The organism is Streptomyces sp. NPDC023723, assembly GCF_040639815.1.
Taxonomy (GTDB): domain Bacteria; phylum Actinomycetota; class Actinomycetes; order Streptomycetales; family Streptomycetaceae; genus Streptomyces.
The window spans coordinates 17,889-29,372 of the sequence record NZ_JBFAAP010000042.1 but is presented as its reverse complement, the minus strand read 5'-3'; the positions used below and the strand labels follow the sequence as shown (position 1 = coordinate 29,372).

General features: G+C 72.0%; 11 protein-coding genes. 5 read left to right on the top strand and 6 right to left on the bottom strand.

All coding sequences use genetic code 11. The features are described from left to right. Positions 1-215: 215 nt before the first annotated feature. Positions 216-1,145 (top strand): sulfite exporter TauE/SafE family protein, encoded by a 930-nt coding sequence (locus AB0G32_RS30835; RefSeq protein ID WP_361170607.1) that lies wholly within the window; start codon positions 216-218, stop codon positions 1,143-1,145. A gap of 25 nt (positions 1,146-1,170) precedes the next feature. Here the strand turns inward: AB0G32_RS30835 and AB0G32_RS30830 are convergent, their stop codons facing one another. Continuing rightward, positions 1,171-2,013, bottom strand: coding sequence for an SDR family oxidoreductase (locus AB0G32_RS30830; protein ID WP_361170604.1), 843 nt, complete (start codon positions 2,011-2,013; stop codon positions 1,171-1,173). Positions 2,014-2,085: 72 nt separating this feature from the next. Here AB0G32_RS30830 and AB0G32_RS30825 point away from each other — a divergent pair, with 72 nt between their 5' ends. Both AB0G32_RS30825 and AB0G32_RS30820 read left to right on the top strand, forming a co-directional pair. After that, the gene (locus tag AB0G32_RS30825; RefSeq protein ID WP_361170601.1) at positions 2,086-3,009 is read left to right on the top strand and encodes an AraC family transcriptional regulator; all 924 of its coding nucleotides are present in this window, start codon (positions 2,086-2,088) and stop codon (positions 3,007-3,009) included. Positions 3,010-3,229: 220 nt separating this feature from the next. Continuing rightward, positions 3,230-5,851: a DUF6185 family protein gene (locus AB0G32_RS30820; RefSeq protein ID WP_361170598.1), complete on the top strand. Its 2,622-nt coding sequence runs from the start codon at positions 3,230-3,232 to the stop codon at positions 5,849-5,851. 25 nt (positions 5,852-5,876) lie between these two features. Here AB0G32_RS30820 and map read toward each other — a convergent pair whose 3' ends face one another. Both map and AB0G32_RS30810 read right to left on the bottom strand, forming a co-directional pair. Further along, on the bottom strand, positions 5,877-6,662 hold the full coding sequence (gene map, locus AB0G32_RS30815; RefSeq protein WP_361170595.1) for a type I methionyl aminopeptidase: 786 nt from the start codon (positions 6,660-6,662) through the stop codon (positions 5,877-5,879). A 100-nt stretch (positions 6,663-6,762) separates the two neighbouring features. Beyond that, positions 6,763-7,659, bottom strand: coding sequence for an SDR family oxidoreductase (locus AB0G32_RS30810; protein WP_361170592.1), 897 nt, complete (start codon positions 7,657-7,659; stop codon positions 6,763-6,765). Positions 7,660-7,783: 124 nt separating this feature from the next. On the opposite strand from AB0G32_RS30810, the gene AB0G32_RS30805 reads away from it, so the two are divergent. Continuing rightward, the gene (locus tag AB0G32_RS30805; protein ID WP_361170589.1) at positions 7,784-8,362 is read left to right on the top strand and encodes a helix-turn-helix domain-containing protein; all 579 of its coding nucleotides are present in this window, start codon (positions 7,784-7,786) and stop codon (positions 8,360-8,362) included. Here the strand turns inward: AB0G32_RS30805 and AB0G32_RS30800 are convergent. After that, positions 8,353-9,135, bottom strand: coding sequence for an intradiol ring-cleavage dioxygenase (locus AB0G32_RS30800; protein ID WP_361170586.1), 783 nt, complete (start codon positions 9,133-9,135; stop codon positions 8,353-8,355). The two genes, AB0G32_RS30805 and AB0G32_RS30800, sit on opposite strands and share 10 nt — an antisense overlap. Positions 9,136-9,289: 154 nt before the next feature. Here AB0G32_RS30800 and AB0G32_RS30795 point away from each other — a divergent pair, with 154 nt between their 5' ends. Next, positions 9,290-10,384 carry a hypothetical protein gene (locus tag AB0G32_RS30795; protein WP_361170583.1) on the top strand — a complete coding sequence of 365 codons (1,095 nt, stop codon included), beginning with the start codon at positions 9,290-9,292 and terminating at the stop codon, positions 10,382-10,384. Here the strand turns inward: AB0G32_RS30795 and AB0G32_RS30790 are convergent. Beyond that, the gene (locus AB0G32_RS30790; RefSeq protein WP_361170580.1) at positions 10,365-10,607 is read right to left on the bottom strand and encodes a DUF397 domain-containing protein; all 243 of its coding nucleotides are present in this window, start codon (positions 10,605-10,607) and stop codon (positions 10,365-10,367) included. The genes AB0G32_RS30795 and AB0G32_RS30790 overlap by 20 nt on opposite strands. After that, positions 10,604-11,422 carry a helix-turn-helix transcriptional regulator gene (locus AB0G32_RS30785; protein ID WP_361170577.1) on the bottom strand — a complete coding sequence of 273 codons (819 nt, stop codon included), beginning with the start codon at positions 11,420-11,422 and terminating at the stop codon, positions 10,604-10,606. The genes AB0G32_RS30790 and AB0G32_RS30785 overlap by 4 nt, the downstream gene beginning before the upstream one ends. Between the last annotated feature and the right edge of the window lie 62 nt (positions 11,423-11,484).

Here is an 11,484-nt window from a genome sequence, read left to right as displayed (position 1 = left end):
CCTCCCATCGAGCGCCGCCGTCGGCGCGGGTTCATGCGCTGTTCATGTGCGGCCCCATTCTGTACAGGAGACCCCCCAATGGTCATATGACCAGTTGGGAGGGGGTGTCCCGGCCTCTCAGTTCCCGCTCAGATTGGTGCTTTACCATCACCGGCGGTGCTTTCCTACCACTCCGATGGGAAAGCAAGGGAAATCGAGAGGACGGCGGGACCACCATGCGCACGCTGATATTGCTCGCCCTCGCGGGCCTCGGCGCCCAACTGGTCGACGGCAGCCTCGGCATGGCCTACGGCGTCACGTCCACCACGCTGCTGCTGGCGATGGGCACCAACCCGGCCGCCGCCTCGGCCACCGTGCACCTGGCCGAGATCGGCACCACCCTGATGTCCGGCGCCTCGCACTGGCGCTTCGGCAACGTCGACTGGAAGGTCGTCGCGAAGATCGGCATCCCCGGCGCGGTGGGCTCCTTCCTCGGCGCCACCGTCCTGTCGAAGCTGTCCACCGAGGTCGCCGAGCCGGTGATGTCCCTGATCCTGCTCGGCCTCGGCGTGTACGTGATGTCCCGCTTCACCCTGCGCGGCCTGCCCAAGGACCGCCTCGGCAAGCCGCTGCGCCGCCGTTTCCTGACCCCGCTCGGCCTGGTCGCCGGCTTCCTCGACGCCACCGGCGGAGGCGGCTGGGGCCCGGTCGGCACACCCGCTCTGCTGGCCAGCGGCCGGATGGAGCCGCGCAAGGTCATCGGCTCCATCGACACCAGCGAGTTCCTGGTCGCCGTCGCCGCGAGCCTCGGCTTCCTGTTCTCCCTCGGCTCCCAGGGCATCGAGTGGACCTGGGTCCTCGCCTTCCTCCTCGGCGGCTTGATCGCCGCGCCGATCGCCGCGTTCCTGGTGCGGATCTTCCCGCCCCGGGTGCTCGGCTCGGCGGTCGGCGGCGTCATCATCGTCACCAACGTCCGCACGCTGATCAACAGCGACTGGGCCGGGCTGTCCGGCACCCCCGCCGTCCTCCTGTACGTCGCCCTGTACGCGCTGTGGGCGGCGGCCCTCGCCTACTCGATCCGGGCGCACCTGCGGGAGAAGGCGGCGGCGGAGGCGACCGCGCCGGCCACCGCGGAACCGGCCCCGCAGCCGGTGGGCAGCAACTAGGTGAAGGGGCGGGCGAGCGGTGACCTCACTGACCGCCGACGCGGGCCAGGGCCCAGTCGTTGTAGTCCTCCTCGGAGGTCTCGCGCCGCATCCGGGCGGAGGTCTCGACGTCTTCGCCGACCAGGTACCGAAGCCGCGTGCTGTCGTCGCCGGCCGCAGTGACGACGACTTCGGCCACCGTCTGAGCGGTCGCGAGCCGGTAGGGCCACTCCTGCTCGAACGTGCCCATCATCTGCTGCACGAGCGTTTCGTAGCCGGCGGCGACGGGGACAGCCTGAGCGCTCTCGGCGGTGCGGGCCAGAAAGTTGGTTCCCCGCACCAGGCCGGGCTCGATGAGCTTGACCGAGACTCCGCGCGCGGCTGCCTCGTACCGCAGGGATTCAGTGAAGCCTTCGACGGCGAACTTGGTGGCGCTGTAAACCGAGAGCAGCGGCTCAGGGACGATCGCGGCCCCGGAACTGATCGCGATCAGGCACCCGCTGCCCTGTGCCGCGAGGATCGGCAGGGCGGCCTGCGTCACCTGCATCATCCCGAACACGTTGGTCTCGAACAGCGCCCGGACGGTGGCCATCGGGGTGGACTCGAAGACGGAGAACAGCCCGGCGCCGGCGTTGTTGACGACGCAGTCAAGTCGGCCGAAGCGGACCAGGGCGTCCCGGAGGGCGGCCTGGATCGAGTCCGGGTCGGTGATGTCCAGCGCACAGGTCAGCAGGTGATCGGTGTCCGGGCCGAGGTGGCCCTCCGGCGCCGGGCGGCGGGCCGTCGCGACGACGTTCCACCCCCGGTCCAGGAAGAGCGCGGCCGTGGCCTTGCCGAACCCCGACGAACTGCCGGTGATCAGGACGGTCTTGCGGGTCTGTGTGCTCATGCATCGAGTCTCGACGCCATCGGCCCGGACTGTCTATCATTGAAAGTCTTCCATTAGTTAGCGAGAGTCCGGATGGCCGATCCACTGACCGATGTGATCGGTCTGCTGCACCCGCGCGTCGTCCTCTGGAAACAGATCGAGGGTTCTGGGCGGTGGGTGCTGTCGTTCGCGGCCAACCCCGACGTCAACTTCGGTGTGGTTACCGTCGGCCACTGCTGGCTGCGGTGCGAGGGAGCCCCGGTCCGGCTCGCGAAGGGAGACTTCCTGCTTCTGTCGGGCCCACCCGCCTTCACCTTCAGCAGTGACATCGGCGAGGACACCGGCGGGGACGTCGTCGACGGGGAACGGGCACTGGCCGGCACCCAGGACAACTACCTGAGACTGGGCAGCGAAGGAGGGACAGCGGTGCGGTTGCTCGCCGGGCACTTCACGATCGAGCCGGAGAACGCCGGTCTCCTGCTGGACCTGCTGCCGACCGTGGTCCACCTGCGGGCGGACACTGACGGCGCCGGGCGGATCGCGCGCCTGCTCGAGCTGATCGGTGACGAGGCCGGCTCGGCCCGGCCCGGTGCGTCGCTGGTGCTGACCCGGCTCGTCGAGGTGATGCTGGTGGAGGCGCTGCGCAGCGCTCCCGCGACGCTGGAGCAGCCGCCGGCCAACCTTCTGGCCGGCTTGGGCGACCCCCCGGTGGCGGCTGCCCTGCAAGCGATCCACGCGAACACCGCCCGGCCCTGGACGGTGGCGACCCTGGCGGCCGAGGCACGGGTCTCACGATCGGTCCTGGCCGAGCGGTTCGTCCGGCGCGTGGGCCTGACGCCGATCGAGTACCTGCTGTCCTGGCGGATGGCCATGGCCAAACGCGCTCTGCGCCAGGGGGATCAGCCGATCGCCGAGATCGCCCGTGCGATCGGTTACGGCTCGACCACTGCCTTCAGCACCGCGTTTTCCCGCGTTACCGGAACCGCTCCCGGCCGGTACGCCCGTCAAAACCGGTGAGCTGACAGACTACCGGCGGGCCACCTCGGTACTCGATCGGTGGCTGAACGAGCGGACTCCCGGGCCCGACGCCGACGCGACCCGGCCGTCTCCCTCAGAACACCTGGCGCGGCCGATGGACAGCAACTAGCGAGGCCGCCTTCGCCCGTTCCGGGGTCGGGACCCGCTCCACCGGGGTATAAGACTGTCTCTGAGCAGTGGCGGACCAGCGGGGGGCCTGGTGAAGCGGGGGCTGCGGCATGTTCTTTTCCTGTGGGCCGCGGCGACGCTGCTGTGCCTGCTGCCCGGAGCGTCCGCCCGGGCCGCGGACGACGCCTGCCACACCGGACAGCTGAAGTCGGCGCGGGTCACCGCGTCGGTCCGGTTCACGCACCGGAACGAGGACTACAGCAAGGCCGAGGGACGCTTGACGGTCAAGGTGCCCAAGTCCTGGAGCCAGGCACCGGATCTGCTGCTGAACGGGGACACCGAGCGGTACCGGACGGCGATGCGGTGCCTGCTGCGCCGGCCCGACGACCCCTATCCGTACCGGGACACGGAGGGCCGCACCGAGGCGCCCCAGGTGACCGTCGGCACGAAGTGGGTGACGGTCGACCAGCGGGTCATGACCTGGGTCGTAGGGCTCGGCACCCGGGAGTTCGGGCCCTGGAACCTCACCGTCGGCACCCGGCTGTGGCGACTGGAACTGATCCGGCCGCCCGCCCTGGACGGCTCCTGGTGGCAGGAGGTCACCGTCGACCTGGGCGGCCGGGCCGCCCGGAGTGTCTCCCCGGCGCCGACCACGGGTGCCACGACCGTGCTGACCTGGAGCCGGGAGCGGGCGGGCGGTGCGCCGCCCGGGATCCGGCTCGCCCTGCAACCGCCGGCCGCCAAGGCGTCGGCGGCCCGGTGGAGCGACCACCCCTGGTACGTCCTGGACGCCCTGGCCTGGCTGCTGTTGCAGGTGGTGTTCCTGGTCCTGCTCCTGGTCATGGCCCGCACCGTGCGGCGCGCGCCCGCCGGCACCCCGCGCGCCGACGCGGAGACCCGGACCGTCCGCAATCTGCTGTCGGTGGCCTGGCTGGCCTTCGCGCTCACCGCCGTCCAGCTCCTGGACGGCCCGCTGCTGAGCCACTTCGCCGGGCGGGGCACGGCCCTGTTCTGGACGGACGAGCAGCGCGTCGCCGTGCACTTCGGGCTCACCGTCCTCACCGGTCTGGCGCTGTGCGTCTTCGGCCGGCCCGGCCGATTGGCCACCGCTCTCGTCGTCGCCGCCACCGGCTATGTGACCGTGGTGGTGTGCCGCCCCGGGTGGCTGGCCCTGCCCACCCAGTTGCTGCTCGACTGGGAGAACTTCCCCGACGAGGTGCGCAGGTTCCAGGAGACGGGGGCCATGGCCGCGTTCGCCGGGGCCTGCGCCTGCGTGGTCCTGATCTGGCTGGTGGGTGCCGCGGCGGCCCTGCTGCGGCTGTGGCGCGCCGTCGACGCCCCGGTGCCCGGCCGGCCGTGGGGCCGCTTCCCGCCCGCCCTGCTGGCCGCACTGGTCCTGGTGTCGGCGGCGGTCGCCGCGGTGAGCGTGTGGACCGCGGAGAACCTGTGGCAGCACCAGAGCTGGCTCAGCAGACGCAACGCGGACGAGGTCTACGGACTGTGGCACGTGGCGACCCTCTTCAACGACCTGCGCTGGTTCCCCGCCGACTGGCTGGACTGGTTCCACGGCGGCTACCTCTGGTGGTGGGGCCCCTCGCTGGCCATCCTGGCCGTGCTGCGGGCCCGCGCCCGGGCGGCCCCCGCCCCGCCGGCCGCCCTCCCGGCGCCGGCGGACCTGCGCGTCCTGAAGGTCTTCGTCGTCGTCTGCGTCGCGCCGGTGGTCGGCTGGTACGCGGGTGTCCCGCTGCCGCTGCTGCCGCTGCTGGCGCTCTGGCTGGTCCTGACCGGCCTGCTCGCCCTCGGCACCAGACGCGCGGTGCTGTACCAGCGGCTGCCCGCGGGCCGCCGGCTGCACGAGGTGGCGCGGGAAGCCGACCGGCGCTACCTACTCCGGGCGGCGCGCCGGCACCGGGAGCTGCACGCCCAGTTGCGCCGGCTGGAACAGGGCCAGCAGGACGAGGACCGCTCCGCGCTGGAACGCGAGCTGGACCGGCTGCACCGGCTGCCGCACCCCGCCCCGCCGGCCGGCCTGCCGCACACCTGGATCCGGCTGCCGCCGTCCGTCGGCCCGGTGGAACTGGCCCTGGCCTGGGGGCCGCAGGCCACCTCGTGGGGCAACGCGCTGCGGGCCGCGCGCTTCGCCGCGCTGCTCTCGGTGCCCGCGGTCGCGATACTCACCTGGGCCGATCATGTCCGCGGCGTGCAGTGGGACGAGAAGTTCCTCCAGCGCTTCGGGTTCGTCGAGACGGGGATGTACGCGCTGACCATGGAACTGATGTGGGTCGGCGCCGGGTTCGCGCTGGGCGCCCTGTGGCGGGTGCTGCCCGGCCGGCGCGGTCCGGCCCGCGCCTCCGGGCTGGCCCTCGTCTACGCGGCTCCGGTGTTCGCGCAGTGGGCCGGCGACTGGATCGTCGACCAGTCCTTCGGCACCTGGCCGCTCGACCTCAGTCTGATGCTGCTGGTCCTCACCCTGACCGGGGTCGCGATGGACATCGACACCTTCCGCGGGGAGCGGCGTTACTGGCCGACCAGGGCGGGCCTGCTGCTGTCCCTGTACCAGTGGCGCACGGCCTCGGTGCAGATGGCGTTCCTGGTCGGCCAGCTCGTGGCGCTGGTGACCATCTGGCAGCAGCTGAAGGGCAGCGAGCCGATGATCCTGATCGAGCGGAGCCCCAGCGAGAGCGGGGGCGGCACCGGGGGCGACGCCCCCTAGGTGCCCTGGGGGCGGTCCGGCCGGGCTACGCCTGGCCGGTCCCCGTCGGCAGCGTGAGGATCCGCGCCCCGTCCTCCGTGATGGCGATGGTGTGCTCGCTGTGGGCGGTGCGGCAGCCGGTCGCGCTGCGCAGGGTCCAGCCGTCCGGGTCGGTGACGAGGCGGGCGGTGTCCGCCATGACCCACGGCTCCAGGGCCAGCAGCAGGCCGGGGCGCAGCGGGTAGCCGCGGCCGGGCCGGCCGGTGTTCGGGACGTGCGGGTCCTGGTGCATCGTCGAGCCGATGCCGTGCCCGCCGAACTCGGTGTTGACCGGGTAGCCCGCCTCCTTCAGCACCGTGCCGATGGCGTGCGAGAGGTCGCCGATCCGGGCCCCGGGCCGGGCGGCGGCGATCCCGGCCGCCAGCGCGCGTTCGGTCGCCTCGATCATCGCGACGCTCGCCGGCGGCCGGGCCTCGCCCACCAGGAAGCTGATGGCGGCGTCCGCCGCGACGCCGCCGCGCAGTACGGCGAGGTCGAGGGTGAGCAGGTCGCCGTCGGCCAGGGCGTAGTCGTGCGGCAGCCCGTGCAGTACGGCGTCGTTGACGGCCGTGCAGATGTAGTGGCCGAACGGGCCGCGCCCGAAGGAGGGGGCGTAGTCGACGTAGCAGGACGTGGCCCCCGCCTCGACGATCATCTCCTTGGCCCACCGGTCGATGTCCAGCAGGTTCGTGCCGACCGTGGCGCGGCCCTTCAGGGTGTGCAGGATGTCGGCGACCAGGGCGCCCGTGTCCGTGGCACGGGTCAGCAGGGTGGGGTTGAGGATCTCGATCACGGGCGTCGTCCTTCTCGGCGTGCGGCCAATTCCAATACCGGCCATACTATACCGGTATTGGAATTGGCCACACGTCACGTGCCACGCGCCGGCGACGCCGTCACGCGGCGCCGTACGCCCCCGCCGCGATGTCCTCCAGCAGCGTCGGCCCGGCCGGCGTCCAGCCCAGCAGTTCCCGCGTCACGTCGCTGGTCGCGGCGAGATCCATGCTGAAGAAGGTGCCGATCCAGCCGAAGTGGTCCGGCGCCTCGGCCGGGTCGATGGCGGCGACCGGCAGGCCGTGGGCGCGGCCGATGGCCTCCGCGATGGCCCGGCTGGTGACGCCCTCCTCCGCGACGGCGTGCAGCCGGGAGCCCGCCGGGGCCTTCTCCAGGCCGAGCCCGACCATCCGGGCGGCGTCGCTCCGGTGCACCGCGGCCCACCGGGTGGTCCCCTCACCCGGGTAGACGGAGACGCCCTTCTCCTTGGCCGCGGCGGTGAGCAGCGAGACGAACCCGTGGTCGCCGGCGCCGTGCACGGTCGGCGAGAACCGCAGGCTCACGCTGTGCACACCGCGCTCGACGAATTCCAGGGCCAGGTTCTCCGTGCCGCCGCGCGGCGCGTCGGGGCCGTGGAACGGGCTCGGGTCGTCCTCGGTGGCGGGCCGGCCCCGGGTGAGCCCCGCGACACCGGAGGCGAGCATGAAGGTCCGGCCGCTGCCGGCGAGCGCGTCGCCGATGGTCTGCACGGCGCCCCGCTCGGCCGCGTTGGTCGCCGCCTGGTCCGCCCAGTCGTGCTTGTTGGCCAGGTGGATGACGGCCTCGGCGGCCTCCGCCCCGCGCCGGATGCCGGCCAGGTCGTCCAGGTCGCCGCGGCGGACCTCGGCGCCCTTCGCCGCCAGGGCCGCGGCGGAGGCGTCCGACCTGGCCAGTCCGGTGACCTCGTGGCCGGTGGCGAGCAGTTCGTCCACGACGGCGGAGCCGATCCAGCCGGAGGCCCCGGTGACGAATACGCGCATGACGTGCTCCTCGTGCTGTGCTGTCGACAGGTGATGTCTGTGACTGACGTCAGTCACAGACATCACTGTACGCCCCAACGTCAGTCGCTGTCATCACTGCGCGCGCTGTGTCTAAACTCCTCGCATGGCGAGATGGAAACCCGGGACCGCGGAGCGGCTTCAGGCGGCCGCGCTGGAACTGTTCGCGACCCGCGGCTACGAGCGCACGACCGCCACGGAGATCGCGCAGTCCGTCGGGCTGACCGAGCGGACGTTCTTCCGGCACTTCAGCGACAAGCGCGAGGTTCTCTTCCACGGGCAGCACCTGCTGGCCCAGGCGTTCCTGGACGGGGTGCGCGCGGCGCCGCCCGACGCGTCCGCCCTCGACACCGTCGCCCGCGCGCTGCGCTCCGGGGCGTCGTACTTCCCGGCGGAGCGCCGCCCCCAGGCCCGTACGCGCCAGGCCGTGATCGACGAGAACCCCGCCCTCCAGGAGCGGGAACTGCGCAAGATGGCCGACCTCGGCGCGACGCTCGCCGACACCCTCCGGGCGCGCGGCGTGGCCGATCTCGCGGCCACCGTGGCGGCCCGGACGGCCGTCGCGGTGTTCGGCATCGCGTTCACGCGCTGGGTGGGTGACGGCGAGCAGCGGTCCTTCGAGGACATCGTGGCCGAGGTGTACGGGGAACTGCTGACCCTGGCCGGGGACGCGGCTCAGCTCTGATCGACGCCCAGGGTCAGGCTGCCGGTGTAGCCGGCGGTGGTGGAGCCGGTCACGGTCATCAGACCGGCCGCGGCGCCGCCGTTCCCGTAGATGCCGTCCTGGGCGAGCGTGGTGCGCGGCACGGTGTTGGTCGAGTACGGCGAGACGGCGGCGACGGCCGTGGTGATCGACTCGGCGATGAACAACTGCCCGGTGTGCAGTTCCTCGCCGCCGCTGAACGAGCCGTCCGAGGTGAGCGTGACGTCCGTGTGCACCTTGACGTGGATGTGCACGCACCGGCCGCGGTACCAGCCGGGGTAGATGGTGCTGATCCGGGCTGTGCCGTCGCTGCCGGTGAGGATGCCGCCGCGCAGGAAGGTGCCGTTGTCGGGCTCGTTGTGGCCGTTGTTGCCGACGAAGCCGGAGTACTCGCCGAGCGCGTCGCAGTGCCACAGTTCCACGAGGGCCTCGTTCAGCGGGGCGCAGGTGGCGTCGTCGACGACGGTGAGGACCAGCTCCAGCGGGATGCCGGGCTTGTCCTCGGTGAGGTCGGCGCGGACCAGGGCGCCGTCGAGGTAGTACGGGCCCTCGGTCAGCTCCTTGGTGAGGGTGCAGACGGCCGCGGCGGCGACGGGTTCGGCGCGGGCGGTGTCCGGAGCCGTCACGGCGTCCTTGGCGTTCACCGCGCCGAGGGTGAGCGCGGCGGCGGTGGCGCCGGTGCCGAGGATGACGGTGCGGCGCCGGACGTGGGGGTCGTGGGGGGTGGGGTCGTGGGGGTTGGTGTTGTCTGTCATGAACACGGCACCTTAGGGAGGCCGCCTGGCAGGGAGCTGTGAGTTGGGCAAAGTGGCGGCGTGTCAAGTGGCGGACCGGACACGGGAGTTGTTGCCTTTCACGCGCCGGTGCGATGCCGTGTCGCTCCGGGCCGCACACGCTGTTGGAGGACCTGTGCCGAGACCGTCCCGTACCTGGCAGGCGGCCCTGCCCGCCGTCCTCGGTCTGCTCCTGCTCCTGGTCTCCGGGTGGCTCTTCAGCACCGTGCCGGACCGGCAGGCCGAGGAGCGTGCGTACGCCGCCGCGACCGCCTGCCCGGCCGGGGGCGGCGACACCCGCGCGGACGACTGCACGACGTCCGTACCGGCCTCGGTGGAGCGCAAGGAGCGCGAAGACGCCCGGGGCGCCGACAAGGACTGGCTCCATCTCGTCGTGTCCGGCTCGGACACCGCGCGCCGCGTCCGCATGGACCACGCCGACGGACCCGTCTACCGGTCCGTCGAGCCCGGCGACCGCGTCACGGTCACCTACTGGCGCGGCGAGATCCGCGCGGTGAGCGCCGGTGACCTCCGGGAAGCCACCCACGCCGCCCCGCGCGGCGGCTGGCGGATGCCGCTGGGCATCGCGCTGGCGCTGCTGCCGGTCGCGGTCATGCTGCTGTGGCTGGGCTGGTGGGCGCGGTACCGGCTGCGTCGCGGCACGCCGCCGAGCCGGTACATGTGGGTCGTCGCGGGGGCGTGGGGGGCCGCCGTGCTGTGGGCCGTGTGGGCCCTCTTCGCGAGCACGCTCGGCAGCGGAGTGCCGGGTGTGCTGCTGGCGGCGGCGTACGGGGCGCCCGGGGCGGTGGCCGTCAGCGGCCTGTCCGTATGGCTGGGGGCGCGGCGCCTGCGCGCGGCGGACGAGACCGGGGACATCGTCGCCGTGGCGCCGGGCGGGCGGCAGGTGGTGGCGGCGAGCGTACGCGGGGACGTGCCGTACGCCGTGGCCGGCTACACCTTCCTGGTGGTCGGCGACGGCCGCCCGGCGGCCACGGCCGACCCGGCGGGCCGCTTCGCCCGCAAGGAACTGCCGGAGACCTTGTCGGTGGAAGGCGTGCGGGGTTTCCGGATGAGCCAGGACCCCGAGGACTGGTTCACGACGTACAAGTGGACCGGCGTGGCCATCGAGTGCCGGGACGGGGAGAAAACGGTCCTCGTGGCCACGCGGAGGCGCGACGCGCCGGTGGTTCTGGGGGCACTGCGGGCCGACGTCACCCCCGCAGCGGGGTGACGAAGTCTTCCCAGGCGGCGGGGGAGAGGGTGAGGCGGGGGCCGTTCTTGTCCTTGGAGTCGCGGACGTGGATGGTGTGGGGGAGGGTGGCTATCTCCAGGCAGTCGCCGGATGCACTGGAGCTGTAACTGGACTTGTGCCAGGTGAGGGCGACTTCGACGCAATCGCCGTCACTGCTGCTGCTGTAGCTCGACTTGAACCAGGTGAGCAGGTCGGTACTCATAGATCCCCTCGCATCCGCCGCAGCAGGCTCACGGAGTCCGGGACGGTGAGAGCCTGTGAACGCATACTGGCATACCGCTTCTGCAACACGCTGACTACTTTCCGGTCCGTGATCAACTGGCCGCACTTCTGGCCCTCGTTGTAGGCGAGCCACTCGTTCTCGGGTGTCTCCAGCAGATGGATGGACCCTTGCAGCCCGGTGTGAGTCTCCTGCACGAGGGGCATGACCTGGATCTGGACGTTCCGGAGCTCGGCGACCTCCAGGATGTGGTCGATCTGCCCGCGCATCACCTCGGCGCCGCCCGTGCGACGCAGGAACACGTGCTCTTCCAGGATGAAGCTGAACGCGGTGTTCGGCCGCTCCCGCAGCAATTTCTGCCTCGCGGCCCGGGCGGCCCACCGTTCCTCGATCTGTTCGTCATTCAACGGCGGCACCGCTGCCGCGGACAGAGCGCGCACGTACGCTTCGGTCTGCAACAGGCCAGGAATCATCCGGCATTCATACGTGCACAGCGCGATAGCCATCGCTTCCAACTGCGCCCACCGGCGGAACCAGGAGGCCAACCCCGGCTGCCGCACCAGATGAGCCGACGCCTTCCGCAACGCACCCGTGTTGCCGGTTGCCTCCTCCCCCCGCTCCACGAAGAAGACATCCGGCATCCGTCTGCCCAACTCCACGGACGCCACCGTATGTTTGGAGAACCGCACCCGTCGGGCGAACTCCACCCTGCTGAGCCCCGCGTGCTCCCGCAACGCCTGGACCACCGCACCGAACGTCCGCAGACTGTCCGACGACTCATCGACCACGACGGTCACCTCCCGCCCCCATGGTCACGGCACGTGACCAGTACTGTCCAGTCAGTCACCGCGTACTCCGC

Bases quoted from the DNA above. Each gene is read 5' to 3' on its own strand.
- AB0G32_RS30800 (WP_361170586.1), bottom strand. From the start codon at position 9,135: ATGACAGACAACACCAACCCCCACGACCCCACCCCCCACGACCCCCAC.
- AB0G32_RS30825 (WP_361170601.1), top strand. From the start codon at position 2,086: ATGGCCGATCCACTGACCGATGTGATCGGTCTGCTGCACCCGCGCGTC.
- AB0G32_RS30805 (WP_361170589.1), top strand. From the start codon at position 7,784: ATGGCGAGATGGAAACCCGGGACCGCGGAGCGGCTTCAGGCGGCCGCG.
- AB0G32_RS30830 (WP_361170604.1), bottom strand. From the start codon at position 2,013: ATGAGCACACAGACCCGCAAGACCGTCCTGATCACCGGCAGTTCGTCG.
- AB0G32_RS30810 (WP_361170592.1), bottom strand. From the start codon at position 7,659: ATGCGCGTATTCGTCACCGGGGCCTCCGGCTGGATCGGCTCCGCCGTC.
- AB0G32_RS30790 (WP_361170580.1), bottom strand. From the start codon at position 10,607: ATGAGTACCGACCTGCTCACCTGGTTCAAGTCGAGCTACAGCAGCAGC.
- AB0G32_RS30835 (WP_361170607.1), top strand. From the start codon at position 216: ATGCGCACGCTGATATTGCTCGCCCTCGCGGGCCTCGGCGCCCAACTG.